The 16,913-nt window shown below is 73.4% G+C and carries 16 protein-coding genes; 11 read left to right on the top strand and 5 right to left on the bottom strand.

What is annotated here, in order from left to right; all coding sequences use genetic code 11:
- The first annotated feature begins 207 nt into the window (after positions 1 to 207).
- Positions 208 to 900: a response regulator transcription factor gene (locus ACZ52J_RS21230; RefSeq protein WP_360490274.1), complete on the top strand. Its 693-nt coding sequence runs from the start codon at positions 208 to 210 to the stop codon at positions 898 to 900.
- A 144-nt stretch (positions 901 to 1,044) separates the two neighbouring features.
- Here the strand turns inward: ACZ52J_RS21230 and ACZ52J_RS21225 are convergent, their stop codons facing one another.
- Positions 1,045 to 2,760 (bottom strand): acyl-CoA dehydrogenase family protein, encoded by a 1,716-nt coding sequence (locus ACZ52J_RS21225; RefSeq protein WP_465620748.1) that lies wholly within the window; start codon positions 2,758 to 2,760, stop codon positions 1,045 to 1,047.
- A gap of 84 nt (positions 2,761 to 2,844) precedes the next feature.
- On the bottom strand, positions 2,845 to 3,399 hold the full coding sequence (locus tag ACZ52J_RS21220) for a PadR family transcriptional regulator (protein WP_465620747.1): 555 nt from the start codon (positions 3,397 to 3,399) through the stop codon (positions 2,845 to 2,847).
- A gap of 203 nt (positions 3,400 to 3,602) precedes the next feature.
- Between ACZ52J_RS21220 and ACZ52J_RS21215 the strand changes: the two genes are divergently transcribed.
- Complete coding sequence (locus tag ACZ52J_RS21215; RefSeq protein ID WP_360490268.1) at positions 3,603 to 4,073, top strand: SPW repeat protein; 471 nt, start codon at positions 3,603 to 3,605, stop codon at positions 4,071 to 4,073.
- Between the two features lie 168 nt (positions 4,074 to 4,241).
- Here ACZ52J_RS21215 and ACZ52J_RS21210 read toward each other — a convergent pair whose 3' ends face one another.
- A complete protein-coding gene (locus ACZ52J_RS21210) occupies positions 4,242 to 5,648 on the bottom strand; it encodes a class II fumarate hydratase (protein WP_465620746.1) in 1,407 nt (468 codons plus the stop codon).
- 205 nt (positions 5,649 to 5,853) lie between these two features.
- Positions 5,854 to 6,621 carry a carbon-nitrogen hydrolase family protein gene (locus ACZ52J_RS21205; protein WP_465620745.1) on the bottom strand — a complete coding sequence of 256 codons (768 nt, stop codon included), beginning with the start codon at positions 6,619 to 6,621 and terminating at the stop codon, positions 5,854 to 5,856.
- A gap of 250 nt (positions 6,622 to 6,871) precedes the next feature.
- Between ACZ52J_RS21205 and ACZ52J_RS21200 the strand changes: the two genes are divergently transcribed.
- A complete protein-coding gene (locus tag ACZ52J_RS21200; protein ID WP_465620744.1) occupies positions 6,872 to 8,791 on the top strand; it encodes a cholesterol oxidase substrate-binding domain-containing protein in 1,920 nt (639 codons plus the stop codon).
- A 48-nt stretch (positions 8,792 to 8,839) separates the two neighbouring features.
- Here the strand turns inward: ACZ52J_RS21200 and ACZ52J_RS21195 are convergent, their stop codons facing one another.
- On the bottom strand, positions 8,840 to 9,430 hold the full coding sequence (locus tag ACZ52J_RS21195; protein WP_465620893.1) for a helix-turn-helix domain-containing protein: 591 nt from the start codon (positions 9,428 to 9,430) through the stop codon (positions 8,840 to 8,842).
- A gap of 204 nt (positions 9,431 to 9,634) precedes the next feature.
- Between ACZ52J_RS21195 and ACZ52J_RS21190 the strand changes: the two genes are divergently transcribed.
- The 8 genes from ACZ52J_RS21190 to ACZ52J_RS21155 all read left to right on the top strand — a co-directional run bounded on the left by ACZ52J_RS21190 (position 9,635) and on the right by ACZ52J_RS21155 (position 16,888).
- Positions 9,635 to 10,417, top strand: a complete 783-nt coding sequence (locus ACZ52J_RS21190; protein WP_465620743.1) for an AzlC family ABC transporter permease — start codon at positions 9,635 to 9,637, stop codon at positions 10,415 to 10,417.
- Positions 10,417 to 10,725, top strand: a complete 309-nt coding sequence (locus tag ACZ52J_RS21185; protein WP_396287678.1) for an AzlD domain-containing protein — start codon at positions 10,417 to 10,419, stop codon at positions 10,723 to 10,725. Before ACZ52J_RS21190 ends, ACZ52J_RS21185 begins: the two co-directional genes overlap by 1 nt.
- Positions 10,726 to 10,848: 123 nt before the next feature.
- Positions 10,849 to 12,036, top strand: coding sequence for an acyl-CoA dehydrogenase family protein (locus ACZ52J_RS21180; RefSeq protein WP_360490256.1), 1,188 nt, complete (start codon positions 10,849 to 10,851; stop codon positions 12,034 to 12,036).
- Between the two features lie 73 nt (positions 12,037 to 12,109).
- Complete coding sequence (locus tag ACZ52J_RS21175; RefSeq protein ID WP_465620742.1) at positions 12,110 to 12,484, top strand: ADP-ribosylation/crystallin J1; 375 nt, start codon at positions 12,110 to 12,112, stop codon at positions 12,482 to 12,484.
- A complete protein-coding gene (locus ACZ52J_RS21170; RefSeq protein ID WP_465620740.1) occupies positions 12,481 to 13,305 on the top strand; it encodes an ATP-grasp domain-containing protein in 825 nt (274 codons plus the stop codon). Before ACZ52J_RS21175 ends, ACZ52J_RS21170 begins: the two co-directional genes overlap by 4 nt.
- A 225-nt stretch (positions 13,306 to 13,530) precedes the next feature.
- Positions 13,531 to 14,409, top strand: a complete 879-nt coding sequence (locus ACZ52J_RS21165; protein ID WP_465620739.1) for an alkaline phosphatase family protein — start codon at positions 13,531 to 13,533, stop codon at positions 14,407 to 14,409.
- Between the two features lie 436 nt (positions 14,410 to 14,845).
- Entirely contained in the window at positions 14,846 to 15,328 is a 483-nt protein-coding gene (locus tag ACZ52J_RS21160; RefSeq protein WP_465620738.1) for a hypothetical protein, read from the top strand.
- A gap of 246 nt (positions 15,329 to 15,574) precedes the next feature.
- Positions 15,575 to 16,888 carry a multidrug effflux MFS transporter gene (locus ACZ52J_RS21155; RefSeq protein WP_465620736.1) on the top strand — a complete coding sequence of 438 codons (1,314 nt, stop codon included), beginning with the start codon at positions 15,575 to 15,577 and terminating at the stop codon, positions 16,886 to 16,888.
- Positions 16,889 to 16,913: the final 25 nt, after the last annotated feature.

Raw genomic sequence — 16,913 nt, 5'->3', positions numbered from 1 at the left:
TCGGTCGCCGGCCCGGCCGGCGGCGTGAACCACGTCAGGTCCAGTTTCGACGGCCCGGTGTCCTGGGCGCCTGAGGCAGCGGTCTCTGATCCTGTCCCTGACCGCGGTCCCGGTGCCCGGCCGGATCCGTCCCGCGCGCCCGCCACGCGGACGACTTCCGAGCATGTCACGGAAAGTAGCCGGTTCGCCGCTGGTAGTGTCGGCCGTGTGGATGAAGAACAGTCGCTGGCACCCGCGGGCCCGGTCGGGGTGCAGCCCGTCCGTGTACTGATCGTCGACGATCACCCGCTCTTCAGGGAGGGGTTGAAGGCGGCGCTGGAGAGCGCGGAGGGCGTCCTCGTGGTGGCCGAGGCGGAGCGGGTCGCCGATGTGCCGGAGACGGTCGCCCGGCACCGCCCGAGCGTGGTGATCATGGACCTCTCGCTGCCCGACGGCTCCGGGCTGGAGGCCGTCCGTCAGCTCGCCACCCAGGAGGCGCCGCCGCCGGTGCTGATGCTGACCATGTCGGACGACGACGGAAACCTGCTCGCCGCGCTCCAGGCGGGCGCGCGCGGCTACCTGGTCAAGGGGGCCGGGCGGGAGGAGGTGCTGCACGCGGTGCGGACGGTCGCCGCGGGCGGCGCGGTGTTCGGCGGCGAGGTGGCGGGACGGATCACCGCCCTGCTGGCCGGGGCCCGGATGCGCGAGGCGGGGCAGCTGTTCCCGGACCTCACCGCCCGCGAGGCGGAGGTGCTGGACCTGGTCGCGCGCGGCCTGGACAACCGGCGGATCGCCCGCGAGCTGGTGGTCGCGGAGAAGACCGTCCGCAACCACGTCACGCACATCTTCGAGAAGCTGCACGTCGCCACCCGTGCCGAGGCGGTCGCCCGGGCCCGCGACATGGGCCTCGGCGACGGCTGAGGTGACGGCTGAGGTGCCGGCTGAGGCGTGCCGGACGGCCGTGCAGCCATGCAACCGTACCCGAAAGCGGGGGTGCCGGCCCGCCGACCGGCACCCCCGGGGTCCTTCAGGTACCACGTCCGGTACTGCGTCCGGTACTGCGGCCTACGGCTGCATCTCGTACGCGCCGGAGAGCGCCTCGACCCGGTCCCACACCCGCGCGGCCCGCGCCGCGTCCGACACCGGACGGCGCACGTTCGCCAGCGCCCAGGCGGCCTGCTCCTCCGTGGCGGAGGCCTTGCCGTGCAGCTCGGTGGCGTGCGCGGAGAAGTCGCGGACCAGCGCGTCGAAGACCTGGTCCAGGACGTCGCGGCCCTCGTCGGACGCGTCCAGGCCGGTCAACTCGGCCTGCTCCAGCACCAGCTGGCCGTAGACGATCAGCGCGAACAGCTGGCCGATCTCCAGCAGGAAGTCGAGGTCCGCCTGCTGTTCCTTGCTCGGCGCGTGGCTGAGCAGCAACTCGCAGAAGCTGTCGGCCTGTTCGCGGAAGCGGGCGACGTTGGGCAGCTGCGCCTGGCGGTCGTAGGCGGTGCGCCAGTCGTGGAAGCGGATCGCGCCGAGGCCGCGGGCCGGGCCCTGGCGGAACAGGAAGGCGTCGTCGGTGGCGTCCAGGCGGGTCGGCACCGGGGCGTAATCGGCCGGGGCGAACAGGTAGTTGCCCATGAACTTGAGGATCAGCGCCAGGTTGACGTGGACGGTGCCCTCCAGCTTCGGCAGGCCGCGGATGTCCTTCGCGGCCTTGTCGAAGTACGTGTCCGCCTCGAAGCCCTTGGCCGCGATGACGTCCCACATCAGGTCGATGACCTTCTCGCCCTCGGTGGTGACCTTCATCTTGGTCATCGGGTTGAACAGCAGGTACCGGCGGTCCTCGGGCGAGGCGGTGCGGAAGTAGTCCACGGCCCGCGCGCTGAACAGCTTCATCGCGACCAGGCGGACGTACGCGTCGGTCAACTCCCGCTTGACGTGCGGGAAGTCGGTGACCCGCTTGCCGTACAGCACCCGGTTCTGGGCGTGTGTGACGGCCTCGTACATCGCGTGCTCGCAGATGCCGACCGAGGCGGTGCAGAGGTTGAACTTGCCGACGTTGACGGTGTTCAGGGCGGCGTCGAAGGCGGCCTGGCCGGTGTGCAGCACGTCCTCGGCGCGCACCGGGTAGTCCTCGAGGCGGAACTCGCTGACGTACATCTGGGCGTTCACGACGTTCTTGACCAGGTGGTACGCCTCGTGGCGGCTGTCGGCGGCGAAGAAGACGTAGCCCTCGGGGCCCTCGATGTCCGAGCGGCGGCCGAACACCGAGACCAGGCCGGCCACGTTGCCGTTGCCGATGTAGTACTTGGGGCCGGTGGCGGTGAAGCCGCCCTCGCCGTCCGGGGTGAGGATCATGTCGGTGGAGTAGATGTCGGCGCCGTGGCTGCGCTCGGAGAGGCCGAACGCCATGACGTGGCCCTCCGCCAGGAGCTTGGCGGCGCGGGCCCGGACGGCCTCGTTCTCGCTCTGCCAGACCGGGCCGAGACCCAGGATGGTGACCTGCCAGGTGTACCAGTAGCCGAGGCCGTAGAAGCCGAGGATCTCGTTCAGCTCGGCGATCCGCGCGGTGTCCCAGCGCTTGTCGGGGTCGGCCGCGGACGGGGTCAGGAACTCCGCGAACAGGCCCTCCTTCGCGGCGAATTCGAGGAAGTCGGCGTACCAGGCGCGGTCGATGTAGGTGTCGATCAGCGCCTTCTTGCCGCGGGACTCGAACCAGTCGACGGTCGCACGCAGCAGCCGGCGGGTCGGCTCGTCGAACTGTGCGGGGTCGTAGGTGCGCGGGTTGAAGAGCATCGAGAGGCTCCCGGGGGTCGAAGGGGGTGAGGGTCGCGGGGTTGCAGATCCGCCAGGACGCCAGGACGCCAGGACGCCAGGGCGTCAGGACGTCCGGTCGGCGGCGAGGCGGCGCAGGGTGACGAGCACGTCGTCGAGCCAGGCGAGTGTCATCCGCTCGTACTCGATGCCGCCGCGCAGCACCACGTGCTGCAGTTCCTGGCGGGTGTCGAGCGCGTCGAGGTCCGGGAAGTCCCGTTCTTCGCCGTGCAGATAGCGGGCGAGCAGGGCGGCGTGGCTCTCGCGGTGGCGTTCGACCTCGGAGATCAGCGCGGCCGGGTCGTCGAAGGCCGCGGCCCGGATCTTGACCGCGAGTTCGTGCCGGACGGTCTCCGGCTCGACCGGCTCCCGCAGCCAGCCGGCCAGTGCGGCCCGTCCGGCCTCCGCCGCCGAATAGACCTTCTTGTCCGGGCGCCCGTCCTGGGCGACCTCCTGCGCGGCCACCCAGTCGTCCGCCTCCATGCGCCGCAACACCCGGTAGATCTGCTGGTGGGTGGCGGTCCAGAAGCGCCCGATGGAGCGGTCGAAGCGCCGGGCCAACTCGTAGCCGGAGCCGGGCTGCTCCAGCAGCGAGACGAGGATCGCGTGCTCCAGTGCCATGACCCGCATCCTGCTATGCAACGAGTTGCATAGGCAATGGTGCCCCGCCGGGTTGAGACGCAGGTCACCGGCGTGATCGGATGGTTATCGATCATTAAGGACGATCGGGTGCAAAACGTTAGATAAGGGACAGAATGGGTACGGGGCATGCGCCTTCCGAGGGAACATGCCTCCCAGGTTCCGGACCACAGGAGGTGGTATCGGTGGCAACCCATATCCCGACGGGCATGGAGCACCATCCGGACATCGTCGAACTACGGGAACACTACGAGCGGGTCACCTCGACCCCCCGCGCCCAGGGCATCGAAGCCCTGGCCGTACTGGCCGGCCTCTTCCTGGCGGCATCGCCATGGATCGTCGGCTTCACCGCGTTCAGCACCCTGACCGTGACCTGCCTGATCGTGGGTCTGGCCTACACGGTGCTGATGGCCGGCTACGGCACGGCCTACGAACGCACCCACGCGAGGGCCTGGGCGGCCACCGCGCTCGGTGCCTGGACGATCATCTCCCCATGGGTGGTCTCCGGTTCCGTGGCGCACGGCAAGAACATCGTCACCTGCATCATCGTCGGTGCCGTGATGTTCCTGCTCGGCCTCGCGGCGATCTCGATGGCCACCATGACCTCGAACGGAGCGGCCATGCGGCGCGGCCGGGCCGGCCGAGCCAGGGGCTGATCTTCCCCGCAGCCCGTGCCGGGGCGCGGAGGGCGCAACCGCCCACCGCGCCCCGGCGCACGTCCGCCGACGCTCCCGACGCTTCCGGCGCACCGACGCTTCCGGCGCACCGACGCTCCCGGCATATGTCCGCCGACGGTCCCGGCCATCCGGAGCGCCCCGAGGCGGCTATGGGCGCGTCATCCGCAGTACGTCCAGCGCCTCGTCCAACTGCTCCTCGGTGAGCTTGCCCTGCTCGACGTAGCCGCGCTCCAGCACCACCTGACGGATGGTCTTGCGCTCGGCCAGCGACTGCTTGGCGACCTTGGCGGCCTCCTCGTACCCGATGTAGCGGTTCAGCGGGGTCACCACCGACGGCGAGGACTCCGCGTACTCCCGGGCCCGTTCGACGTTGGCTGTGATGCCGTCCACCGTCCGGTCGGCCAGCAGCCTGGCGCTGTTGGCCAGCAGCCGGACCGACTCCAGGACATTGCGGGCGATCACCGGGAGCATCACGTTCAGCTCGAAGTTGCCGCTCGCGCCGGCCAGCGTCACCGTCGCGTCGTTGCCGACCACCTGGGCGGCGACCATCAGCACCACCTCGGGCAGCACCGGGTTCACCTTGCCCGGCATGATCGACGAACCGGGTTGCAGGTCCGGCAGGTTGATCTCGCCGAGCCCGGTGCGCGGACCGGACCCCATCCACCGCAGGTCGTTCGCGATCTTCGTGAACCCGACGGCCACCGTGCGCAGTTGACCGCTCAGCTCGACCAGGGCGTCCCGCGCGCCCTGCGCCTCGAAGTGGTCCCGGGCCTCGGTCAGCGGCAGGTCGGTGACGCGGGCCACCTCCGCGATGACCGCCGCCGGGAACCCGGGCGGGGTGTTGATGCCGGTGCCCACCGCCGTTCCGCCGAGCGGGAGTTCGGCCACCCGGGGGAGCGTGGCCAGCAGCCGCTCCCGCCCGTGCCGCACCTGCGCCGCATAGCCGCCGAACTCCTGGCCGAGCGTGACGGGCGTGGCGTCCATCAGGTGCGTGCGGCCCGACTTGACCACCCGCGCGAACTCGGCGGCCTTGCGCTCCAGCGCCTCCGCGAGGTGCTCCAGCGCCGGGATGAGGTCGTGCGTCACGGCGGCGGTGGCGGCGATGTGGATGGAAGAGGGGAAGACGTCGTTGGACGACTGGCTCGCGTTGACGTGGTCGTTCGGATGGACGGGGCGGCCCAGCCGCTCCCCGGCCAGGGTCGCGATCACCTCGTTGGTGTTCATGTTGGACGAGGTGCCCGAGCCGGTCTGGAACACGTCCACCGGGAACTGGTCGTCCCAGCGCCCCTCCGCGACCTCCTCGGCCGCCGACACGATCGCCGCCGCCGTCTCCTCCTCCAGGACCCCGAGACGGGCGTTCACCCGGGCCGCGGCGGCCTTGATCCGGGCCAGCGCGGCGATGTGCGCGCGCTCCAGCCGCTGGCCGGACACCGGGAAGTTCTCCACCGCCCGCTGCGTCTGCGCCTGCCACTTCGCGGCGGCCGGCACCCGGACCTCGCCCATCGAGTCGTGCTCGACCCGGAACTCCTGCGGCTTCGCCTGCTCGTCACCCATCGTGCGCTGCACCTCCTGTACGGGCCGGTCCGGCCCGGAACGGATCTCCGATCACGACAGCCCCGAGCGGGGCCCGGGTATTTCCGGCGGGGGTGATCGGGTACTCCGCCGGGCTCGGGTCGAGTACCGAGGCCTGCCCCGAGGCCCACCGCCGATGCCCGCCCCCGACGGCCCGCTCCCGATGCCCGCCCCCGACGGCCCGCCCCTACCGCCGGGGCAGCTCGGCGCGGACCAGTTCGCCCGGGGCGGTACCGGCCTGGGCGACCAGTGCGCCGCCCGGGGCCCAGACGCCGGAGCCGCCGGAGCTGTCCGGGAACTCGCCGGTGGCCCCGGCGGAGGTGGCGAGCACGCACCACACCCCGTGGGCGGCGGCGCGTGCCCCGACGTGCCCGTCGCGGCGCTCGGCCTGGGCGGGGCCGGGCCCGTACAGGGTGGAGGCGACGTACGCGTCGATGTCGAGTGCGGCGGTCTCCTCGGCGTGCGTCGGGTCGGCGGCGTCCGCGCAGACGGCGAGGCCGAGCCGCAGGCCGTCCAGTTCCAGGACGACGGGCTTCTCGCCGGCGGTGAAGCGCTCGACCTCGGCGCCGTGCAGGCGCATCTTCCGGTAGACGACGACGGCGCCCTCGCCGGTGACCGCCAGGGTGGCGATGGACTCGTGCCCGTCGGTCTCCCGGACCGGCGCGCCGACCAGCGCGAGGGCGCCGGTCGCGGCGCAGGCCTCGACCAGCGGCGCGAGGCGCGGGTCCGCAGGGTCGACGGCGGGCGCGGTCAGGTCGTAGCCGGTCAGTGACAGCTCGGGGAAGACCACCAGTCGTGTCCCGGCCTCCCGGACGGTCCGGGCGTGCAGTTCGACGTTGTCGGCCACGGTGTCCGGGCGACCGGGGGCGGCGCAGACGGGCTGGGCGACGGCGACGGTCAGCGGTGCGGGAGCGGGCACGGCCGAGGGCACGGCCGAGGGCACGGGCGAGGACATGGCGGAGCTCCGGGCAGGTGGCAGGTGGGTTCCGGGTGGTCAAGATCAACCTATGTGTCCGTCGAACAGCCTGGCAACGACCGGGCCGCACTCACTCGAACGAGTGAGACATCGGGTGGACCGCTTCAAACCGGCGTACGGCGCTTCGTACGCTCCTCCAGGGCCGGAGGGACAGACGGACAGCCGGCCCGGCCCGGACAGCCGAAGGAAGCTCGGCCCGGGGGGACCAGCGCAAGGGGTGGACGGACGGATGACCAGGGGACACGGCGCGACGGGCGCGACGGGCGACGCGGGCGCAGGCGGAGCCGGCGGCGGGCCGCACCGGGGCAGCGGCGCCGGGAGCGGCCTGACCCGGCGGCAACTGCTCGGCGCGTCGGCCGCGCTCGGTGGCGCGGCCTGGGTCCTGCGCGGCACGGTCGGACCGGACAGCGCCGGGGCCGCCGCGCCCGTCCCGCCCGGACTCCCCGGCGGCACCGAGCTCTACCAGCGGGTCTTCCAGAACTGGTCCGGCGAGATCCGTACCGACCAGCTGTGGACCTGCGCGCCCCGCACGCCCGAGGAGGTCCCGGCCCTCGCCGACTGGGCGCACGCCAACGGCTGGCGGCTGCGGGCCTCCGGCTACCGGCACACCTGGGCCCCGCTCACCGTCGCCGACCGGACCCCGGAGAGCGCCCGCGTCCTGCTGGTGGACACCAGCCGGTACCTCACCGCCGTCACCGCCGACTCGCCCAGCACCGTCCGGGTGCAGACCGGCGCCACCATGGAGGCCCTGCTCGCGCACCTGGCCGACCGCGGCCTCGGTCTGACCGCCTGTCCGGCCCCCGGCGAGATCACCGTCGGCGGCGTGCTCGCCATCGGCGGCCACGGCACCGCCGTCCCCGCCGCAGGGGAGGCGCGGCCGGACGGGCACGGCTACGGCTCGGTGAGCAACCAGGTGGTCCGGCTCACCGCCGTCGTCCTCGACCCGGCCACCGGCCGCTACGCGCTGCGCACCTTCGACCGCTCCGAGGCCGACAGCGCCGCCTTCCTGGTGCACCTGGGCCGCGCCTTCCTCACCGAGGTCGTCCTCCGGGCGGGCGCCGACCGGCCGCTGCGCTGCGTCAGCCGGCTCGACATCCCGGCGAGCGAGCTCTTCGCCCCTCCGGGCGCCGGCCGGGACGGCGGGTTGCTCGGGGGACTGCTGGGCGGTGGCGGCCCGCGGACCTTCGCCGAGTTCGTGGAGCGCGACGGCCGGGCCGAGGCGATCTGGTTCGCCTACACGGACCACCCCTGGCTGAAGACCTGGACCGTCGCCCCGACCAAGCCGCTCGCCTCCCTCGCCGTCGACCACCCCTACAACTACCCCTTCTCGGACATCGTCCCAGAACCGGTGGCCCGGCTCGCCGGCCAAATCGTCGCGGGCGCCTGGGGATCGGCCCCGCTGTTCGGCCAACTCCAGTACCTGGTCGCGAAGGTGGGGCTCACCGGTGACGTCACGGACGTCCTGCTCGCCGGCGGACTGCTCCGCGGACTGCTCACCGGCGACGTGCTCACCCACCTGCTCGCGGGCGGCCTGCGCTCCGACCTCTGGGGCCCCTCGCGCACCCTGCTGCAGTACGTCCGCCCCACCACCCTGCGGGTCTCCGCCAACGGCTACGCGGTCCTCGCCCGGCGCGCCGACCTGCAGTGGGTGGTCAGCGAATTCGCCGCGTACTACCGGAAGTTGCTCGCCGAGTACCAGTCGCGGGGCGAGTACCCGGTGAACGGCGCGGTGGAGATCCGGGTCACCGGTCCGGACGACCCGGCGTACTCCGGCGTCCCCGGCGCCCGACCCCCGCTGCTGTCCGCGCTGCGCCCGCGCGCCGACCGCCCGGAGTGGGACACCGCCGTCTGGCTCGACGTCCTCGCCTTCCCCGGCACCCCCGGGCTGGAGCACTTCGCCCGGGACCTGGAGCAGTGGCTGCTGCGCACCTTCGACGGCACCAGGGCGGGGCTGCGGGTCGAGTGGTCCAAGGGCTGGGCGTACACCGCCGACGCCGCCTGGTCCGACCCGGACCTGATCGACCGTGTCATCCCCGACAGCCTGCGCGCCGGCGGTGGGCCCGGCTGGGACGAGGCGGTCGCCGTCCTGGACCGGCACGACCCGCACCGGGTGTTCGGAAACCCGTTCCTGGACGGGCTGTTGAAGTGACCTCGGCGAATTGGCGGTGTGTCAGATGGGTCGGCTGGGTCAGATGGATCAGATGTGTTCCATCACGATCACCGCCAGGGTGTCCGGGGCCAGGGCGCGGAACACGTGCGGGGCGTCGCCCGGGTAGCTCACGTAGTCGCCCGGGCCCAGCTCGACCGGCGCCTCCGTCGGCCCGGCCAGCGCGCGTCCGGCGCCGATCATCACGTGCTCGACCGTGCCGGGCATGTGCGGGTCGGAGGCCCTGGTCTCACCCGGCTGCGCCTCGATCCGGTAGATGTCGCGCCGGGCGTTGGGCGGGCAGGAGGAGAGCACGGTGGCGGCGTAGTCGGCGCGCTCGGAGTGGGTCACCGGGCCCTCGCCGGCCCGGATCACCTTGACGACCGGGCGCGGCGGGTCGACCAGCCGGCTGAACGGCACGTTCAGTGCGACCCCGAGCGCCCAGAGCGTCTCCACGCTGGGGTTGCCCGCGCCCGACTCCAGCTGGGAGAGCGTCGACTTGGCGATGCCCGCGCGCCGGGCCAGCTCCGCCATCGACAGCCCGCTGCGCTCGCGCTCACGCCGGATGGAGGCGGCGATCTGGCCGATCAGTTCGGTTCCGGATCCGCCGGCGGCGGTGGCCGGGGTGGTCTGGTCACTCATGCTCGCCACTCACGCTTTCCTCCGGCTCCTTCGCTGCCTGCCGACAGCCGGGCTGCCGGGTTTCGGTGCGGCCCGGCGCGGCCGGTGCCGTTCATGCTGCCATGGCCGCCCTGGCCCTCGGGGGTGCCGGGCGATGGGCGTTCGGTCTGCCGGTCGTCTCGTTCGCCTTGACGAACGATGCTTGATGGGTTCACTCTGATGGACATGCGTTCGCTACTCCGAACACTGGAGCGTGCCACCCTTCGTGACATCGCCCTGGTCTGCCTGGCCGACGCCCTCGTCGGCGCCTCCTTCGGCGCGATCAGCGTCTCCGGCGGTCTGCCCCTCTGGGTGCCGATCGCGCTCTCCGCCCTCGTGTTCGCGGGCGGCTCCCAGTTCGCGGCGGTCGGCGTGGTGCTGTCCGGCGGCGGCGTGCTCGCGGCGGTCGCCACCGGACTGGTGCTCAACGCCCGACTGCTGCCCTTCGGCTTCACCGTGGCCGACGTCCTCGACGGCTCCTGGTGGCGGCGGCTGGTCGGCGCACAGCTGATCACCGACGAGACCGCCGCCTTCGTCCTGCAGCAGAGCGAGCCTCGCCGGCGCAGGGCCGCGTTCTGGCTCTGCGGGATCGCCCTGTACGTGGTGTGGAACGTCTCGGTGCTGCTCGGCGCCGTCGCGGGCGGGCTGATCGGCGACACGGACGCGCTCGGCCTGGACGCCGCCTTCCCCGCGGTGCTGCTCGCGCTCGTGCTGCCCTCGCTCACGGACCGGCGCACCCGTACGGCGGCGGTGGTGGGCGCGGTGGTGGCGGTCGCGGCGACGCCGTTCGTACCGGCCGGGCTGCCGGTGCTGCTCGCCCTCGTCGGGCTGCTGTTCGCCGGGCGGCCGGGAGCGGGCGAGGCGCCCGCGGGGGTGCGGCCGGTGGAGGAGGCCGAGCAGGTGGAGCGGGTGAAGCGCGTGAAGCGTGTGGAGCAGGCAGAGCCGACGGCGAAGGAGACGGTCCGATGATGCCGCTGTATGCCGTGCTGCTGCTGGCAGTCGGGACGTACGCCTTCCGGCTGGCCGGGCCGCTGCTCGGCGGTCGGCTCGCCCTCTCGGAGCGGCTGCGGCACCTGCTGGCGGTTGCGGCGGCGGTGCTGCTGGTCGCCCTGGTGGCGACCGGGGCGCTGACCCAGGGGCACGGTTTCGCGGGGTGGGCCCGTCCGGCGGGCGTGCTGGTCGCGGGGGTGCTCGCGCTGCGCCGGGCGCCGTTCCCGGCGGTGGTCGTCGCGGGCGCGGCGACGACGGCGCTGCTCCGGTTGTGCGGGGTGGGGTGAGCGGGGACGGCGGCTGACAGCCACCCGGCGCCATGTCGCTTTCCTCACTCGCTCGCGCCCACCCACCGCCCGGCGGCGTGCGGAATACTCGCCGGTACTCCGCCGAGACTACAAGGAGCTTCAATGACGAAGCCGACCCGGATCGACCCGTCCGACCTGCTCGCGGTCGGCGACCTGCTCTCCGACGAGGAGCGGCTGATCCGTGACACCGTCCGCCGGTTCACCGAGGAGCGGATCCGCCCGCACATCGGCGAATGGTTCGAGCGCGGGGTCTTCCCGGCCCGTGAAATCGCCCCCGAGCTGGGCGCCCTCGGCGTGCTCGGCATGCACCTCGACGGCTACGGCTGCGCGGGCGCCGACGCGGTGGCGTACGGGGTGGCCTGCATGGAGCTGGAGGCGGCGGACTCCGGGCTGCGCAGCTTCGTCTCCGTCCAGGGTTCGCTCGCCATGCGCTCGATCCACGCCTTCGGCTCCGAGGAGCAGAAGCAGCGCTGGCTGCCCGGCATGGCCGCCGGCGAGCTGATCGGCTGCTTCGGCCTCACCGAGCCGGACTTCGGCTCGGACCCGGCGAACATGCGCACCCGGGCGGTCCGGAAGGGCGGCGAGGGCGGCGACTGGGTGCTGTCCGGCAGCAAGATGTGGATCACCAACGGCAGCATCTCCGACGTCGCCGTGGTCTGGGCGCAGACCGAGGAGGGCGTGCGCGGCTTCCTGGTCGAGCGCGGCACCCGCGGCCTGACCGCCACCGACGTGCACGGCAAGCTCTCCCTGCGCGCCTCCGTGACCAGCGAGCTCGCCTTCGACGAGGTGGTGCTGCCCGCCGACGCGGTGCTCCCCGGGGTGGTCGGCCTGCGCGGGCCGCTCTCCTCCCTCAACGAGGCCCGCTACGGCATCCTCTGGGGCACCGTCGGCGCCGCCCGCGACTGCTACACCGCCGCCCTGGACTACGCCAAGAGCCGGATCCAGTTCGACCGCCCGATCGCCGGCTTCCAGCTGACCCAGCAGAAGCTGGTCGAGATGATGCTGGAGGTCGAGAAGTCCTACCTGGTGGCGCTGCGGATCGGCCGGCTCAAGGAGGAGGGCGCCGCCCGTCCGCCGCACATCAGCTTCGGCAAGCTCAACAACGTCCGCACCGCGCTGGAGATCGCCCGCAGCGCCCGGACCGTCCTCGGGGCCAACGGCATCACCACGGAGTACCCGGTGCTGCGGCACGCCAACAACCTGGAGTCGGTGCTCACCTACGAGGGCACCAGCGAGATCCACACCCTGGTCCTCGGCGAGACCATCACCGGCGAGTCCGCGTACCGCTGACGGGCCGTCCACCCGCCGTGAGCAGGAGAAATTCGGTGGCCGGGCCCGGCGCGGCCCGGCTACCTTCCCTGCCATGACCAGTCAGCCCGTCCGGACACCCCCGACCACCACCCTCTGGCGCCCCACCGGGCCCCAGGAGCTGGCGCTGGTCGAGGCCGCCGACCGGCGCGCCTGGCCGCCCCGGCTGCCCGACCAGCCGATCTTCTACCCCGTCCTCAACGAGGACTACGCGATCCGGATCGCCCGGGACTGGAACGTGCCGGCCTCCGGCGTCGGCTACGTCACCCGTTTCGAGGTCGAGACGGAGTTCCTCGCCCGCTACCCCGTGCAGCAGGCCGGCGGCCGGACGATCCTCGAACTATGGGTGCCAGCCGAGGAGTTGGACGAGTTCAACCGGCACATCGTCGGCCGCATCGAAGTGGTCCACGAGTTCCGGCCCCAGTCGTGACCCGGGCAGCCCTCGCGCAGGCGGGTACGCCGGCGGTGGCCGGCCGCGTCCTGCTCACCTCGGCCCAGCGGACCGGCACCACCGCCCTGCTCGTCGAGGCCGCCGCCCGCCGCGGCCTCGCCACCGCCGTCCTCGACGGCCCGGAGACGGTCGAGCGGCTCGCCGGGCGGCCCGTCCACTGGTACGGCGGGCCGCTCGCCGCCGCCCGGATCGCCGCGCCGCTGGGCCTGGCCCTGCTAGAACCCGCGGACGACTGGCTCGCCCGCCTCCCCGAGGAGTTCACCCGCCGCCGGATCGAGCTGACCACGCTCGCCGAGGCCTGGACACTGCGCCACCCCGCGTTCGTCAAGCCGCCTGCCGACAAGTCGCTGCCGCCCGCCGTCTACCCGGACGGCTCCCGGCTGCCGCGCACCGGCGAGCGGATCGGCCCGGACACGCCCGTCCTGGTCAGCGAGCCGGTGACCTTCGCCGCCGAGTACCGGCTGTTCGTCCGCGACGGCGAGGTGCTCACCGGCAGCCGCTACGCCCGCTTCGGCCGGCTCGACCCCGCGCCACCCACCCCCGAGGCCCTCGCCTTCGCCCGCCGCCTGCTCGCCGCCGTCGGCGACACCCTGCCCGGCGCGGTCGCCCTGGACGTCGGCCCGATCGCCGACCCGTACGACCCGGCCGAGCGGTGGGCCGTGGTCGAGGCCAACATGCCGTGGTTCGCGCACTGCTACGGCGCCGACCCGGAGCGCGTCCTGGACGTCGTGCTGCGCGCCGCCGGACCGGCGGCCGGGCTGGCGGAGGCCGACCGCCGGTTCGTCCGGACGGCCGCCTGACGCCCGCCGGGCGTCCGGTCGGTTGTCGCGGACGCCCGCCCGGCCCCGCCTGACAGCTGCGGACCTCCGCCCGGCACGCGTGGACGCCCGCCCGACACCCGCCGGACACCCGCCGTTCGACGGTGTGATGCCGACCGGTACGGCGGCCGGTGAAGCATGGCGCGGTCGGCGGCGCCCTCGGCGGGCGCGGCCGAGTGCGCGCACGACCGAAAGGAACCCCCAGCCATGTCCGCTGTCCTGTGGCCCCGCCCCCGGGTGCTCGTCGTCGGGATCGACGGCGTCCGCCACGACTACCTGGCACAGGTGCCGATGCCGCGCCTCCAGGAGGTCGCCGAGGCCGGGTTCCTGGTGCCGGTCACCGTGGCGGACACCACGCCGACCATGTCCGGGCCGTGCTGGGCCACCATCGTGACCGGCGTCGAGCCCGCCAAACACGGCGTCTGGGGAAACCACCTGGCCGGCAACCGCCTGGACGTGTTCCCCGACTTCGCCACCCGCCTCAACCGGGGCGACCGCCGCCGTACCTTCGTCGCGGCCGGCTGGGACCCGCTGATGATCAACGAGTCCGGCGGCCCGCTCTTCCGCGCCCCCGGCCGGCTCTCCTACATCGCCCCGGCCGAGGACACCCCCGAGGCCTGGGAGGTCGTGGACGAGGAGGTCACCCGGGAGGCCGTCCACGTCCTCGGTTCCGCCGACCCCGAGGCCTCCTTCGTCTACCTCGGCGCCGTCGACGAGACCGCCCACTTCCTCGGCTGCGGCGACGAGTACCGCGCCGCCATGCGCGCCGCCGACGAGCGCCTCGGCCGCCTCCTGGACGCCGTCCGCGGCCGGGCCGAGTACGCCGAGGAGCAGTGGACCGTCATCGTCGTCACCGACCACGGCCACATCGACGCCGGCGGCCACGGCGGCCGTACGGCCGAGGAGCGGACCGCCTGGGTCGCCTGCGCCGGGCACGACATCCCGGCCGGACCGCCCACCGGCGAGATCCGCCACCCGGACGTCGCCGCCCAGGTGTACGCCTCCCTGCTGCGCCCGATCGACCCGCACTGGACCCTCGACGGCCGCCCCTTCCCGGTCGCCCGCCCGGTGCCCGCGACGGTCTGACCGCGCGAGGCCCCGCCGCCGCGCGAGGCCCCGCCGCCCCGCAGCCTCGCGCACTGCCCGTGATGCCCCGGGTGCAGCAGGCCCGGCTGCGGTGGGGCCGGGCTTGAGCGAGGCTCGATCGAGGCTCGGGCGGCGCTCGATCCGGACAATGCCAGCCTGAGCGCCGGATCGGCACGGCACGTACCCGGGCCGTCGGGGCTCCGGGCCTCTGCCCAAAGGCATACGCCTGAAGGTGGAGACGGTACCCCGTGGGTTGGAGGCACGATCGCGACTTGGTAGTGACGCTCCGCCTGGTCGGCACGGGCCACGATGGTTGCACCGCACGGCGGAGCGCGTCGCACGGGCCGACAGCCGACAGACGGCAGCGGACAAACGCGGCACGGTACGGGCAAGCGGTACGGGCAAGCGGCAACGGACACGGAGAGGACAGCCGGGCATGAAGGGCATCGTGAGCAAGGTCGCGCTGGGAGTCGCGGGCACCGGCATGGCCGTGGCCGTGGCGGCCGTGGCAGTCGGCCCGCGGCTGTCCGACTGGTACGACGAGCGCCACCAGCAGCAGGCTTCGTACGAGACCGGCACCCAGGCCAAGGCGGACCGTCGCTCGGTGCCGGCCTGGCTGCCCGACAACGCCTCCGGCGTGCGGTACCTGATGTCCACCACGGGCGACGACCGTCTGCTGCGCGCCACCCTCCCGGAGGGGCGGCTGCCCATCGGCTGCACCGCCGGGCAGCCGGGAAAGGCCGCGCACCCGGTGCCGATGTCGCTCAAGGCCGGCTGGTTCCCGGACAACGTCGTGGCCAAGGCCAGCGGCACCTGCGGGCACTACAACGTGACACTGAACGGCAACCAGCTCTACGCCTGGCAGGACGGCGCGGCGATGCAGGCGGCGCTCCGTGCCGAGCACGTCGCCAAGCACTGAGCGCGCTGACCGGGAATCAGCCGTCCCGGGCAGGGATCGGCCGCCCCGGGCGTGGGGCGACCGGGTGATCGAACGGCCCGCCGGGCACCGGGAGGTGCGGGCGGGCCGTCGTCGTGCGTGTCCTGGCCGGCGGGGTGCGGGGGCGGCGACCGCACGCGGGCGCGCCCCCCGCTGTCGGAACCGGACCGGGTTGCGATAGGACGGACCGCGAACGAAGCCCTCGTCACCCCGTCCGCTAGGAGAGCCATGCCCGGCCCGACCGTCGGCCCCGCCGATGACACGTCGACCGCTGCCGCCACCACACCCGCCACCGGCGCGGTCACCACCGGCCAGGCCGGCACCGGCCAGGCCACCACCGGCAAGGCCGGCACCGGTTGGGCCACGATCGCGGTCCTGGGCGGTCTCACCGCGCTCGGACCGCTCACCACCGACCTCTACCTCCCGGGTCTGCCCGCGATCGCCGACGACCTGGCCGCGGAACCGGCCGCCGTCCAGCTCACCCTCACCTTCTCGATGTTCGGGGTCGCGGCCGGGCAGATGCTCTTCGGACCGCTCAGCGACCGCTTCGGGCGCCGCCCGCCGCTGCTCGCGGGACTCGTCGCCTACACCCTGTCCAGCGTGGTGTGCGCGCTCGCGCCGAACCTGTCGGTGCTGATCGCCGCCCGCTTCGTCCAGGGCGCGGCGGGCTCCGCCGGGCTGGTGATCGGGCGGGCAGTTTCCCGGGACCGCTTCCAGGGCGTCGCGCTGCTGCGCTTCCTCGCCTCGATCGCCCTGATATCGGGGCTGGCGCCGATCCTCGCCCCGATCATCGGCGCGCAGTTGCTGCGCTTCACCTCCTGGCGCGGCACCTTCGGCGCGCTCACCGCGCTGGGCCTGCTGCTCACCCTGGCCGCGTTCGGTGCACTGCGCGAGACGCTGCCGCCGGAGAGCCGGGACGGCGGCGGGGTGGGCGCGACCCTGCGGACGATGGGACGGCTGCTGCGCAACCTGCCGTTCCTCGGGCTGGCGCTGACCAGCTCCCTCGCCTTCGGGGCGCTGTTCGGCTACATCAGCGGCTCGTCGACGGTGCTGCAGCACGTGTACCAGGTCTCGCCGCAGACCTACAGCCTGCTGTTCGGGCTGAACTCGGTGGCGATCGTGGTGATGACGCAGGTGAACGGGCGGGTGCTGGCGCCGCGTTGCACGCCGCGGTCGCTGATGCTGGGGAGCCTCGCGGTGGCGGTCGCCGCCGGGGCGGCGCTGGTGCTGCTGACGACGGTGTGGGACTTCGGGCTGGTCGGGTTCTGCGCGCCTCTGTTCGTGATGATGGGCAGCCTGGGGGTACTCCTGCCGAACACCGCCGCGCAGGCGCTCGGCCTGGTCGAGCCGCAGGTCGCGGGCACGGCGTCGGCGCTGCTCGGGACGGGCAACTTCCTGGCCGGGGCGGTGGTCGCCCCGCTGAGCAGTCTCGGCGGGCGGCCGTCCGCGGCGCTGCTGGCGGTGGTGGTCCTGGCCTGCGGGGTGCTGGCGACGGCGGCGTACCTGACGCTGTGCCGGGAACAGGCGACAGATGACAGCTGACAGATGTTGAAATCTGTCAGCTGTC

The organism is Kitasatospora sp. NPDC034035 (genome assembly GCF_055575755.1).
The sequence above is the reverse complement of the archived record's forward strand: the minus strand, read 5'-3'. Positions and strand labels throughout refer to the sequence as shown.

Bases quoted from the DNA above. Each gene is read 5' to 3' on its own strand.
- ACZ52J_RS21225 (WP_465620748.1), bottom strand. From the start codon at position 2,760: ATGCTCTTCAACCCGCGCACCTACGACCCCGCACAGTTCGACGAGCCG.
- ACZ52J_RS21220 (WP_465620747.1), bottom strand. From the start codon at position 3,399: ATGGCACTGGAGCACGCGATCCTCGTCTCGCTGCTGGAGCAGCCCGGC.
- ACZ52J_RS21210 (WP_465620746.1), bottom strand. From the start codon at position 5,648: ATGGGTGACGAGCAGGCGAAGCCGCAGGAGTTCCGGGTCGAGCACGAC.
- ACZ52J_RS21205 (WP_465620745.1), bottom strand. From the start codon at position 6,621: ATGTCCTCGCCCGTGCCCTCGGCCGTGCCCTCGGCCGTGCCCGCTCCC.
- ACZ52J_RS21200 (WP_465620744.1), top strand. From the start codon at position 6,872: ATGACCAGGGGACACGGCGCGACGGGCGCGACGGGCGACGCGGGCGCA.
- ACZ52J_RS21195 (WP_465620893.1), bottom strand. From the start codon at position 9,430: ATGAGTGACCAGACCACCCCGGCCACCGCCGCCGGCGGATCCGGAACC.
- ACZ52J_RS21190 (WP_465620743.1), top strand. From the start codon at position 9,635: ATGCGTTCGCTACTCCGAACACTGGAGCGTGCCACCCTTCGTGACATC.
- ACZ52J_RS21185 (WP_396287678.1), top strand. From the start codon at position 10,417: ATGCCGCTGTATGCCGTGCTGCTGCTGGCAGTCGGGACGTACGCCTTC.
- ACZ52J_RS21180 (WP_360490256.1), top strand. From the start codon at position 10,849: ATGACGAAGCCGACCCGGATCGACCCGTCCGACCTGCTCGCGGTCGGC.
- ACZ52J_RS21175 (WP_465620742.1), top strand. From the start codon at position 12,110: ATGACCAGTCAGCCCGTCCGGACACCCCCGACCACCACCCTCTGGCGC.
- ACZ52J_RS21165 (WP_465620739.1), top strand. From the start codon at position 13,531: ATGTCCGCTGTCCTGTGGCCCCGCCCCCGGGTGCTCGTCGTCGGGATC.
- ACZ52J_RS21160 (WP_465620738.1), top strand. From the start codon at position 14,846: ATGAAGGGCATCGTGAGCAAGGTCGCGCTGGGAGTCGCGGGCACCGGC.
- ACZ52J_RS21155 (WP_465620736.1), top strand. From the start codon at position 15,575: ATGCCCGGCCCGACCGTCGGCCCCGCCGATGACACGTCGACCGCTGCC.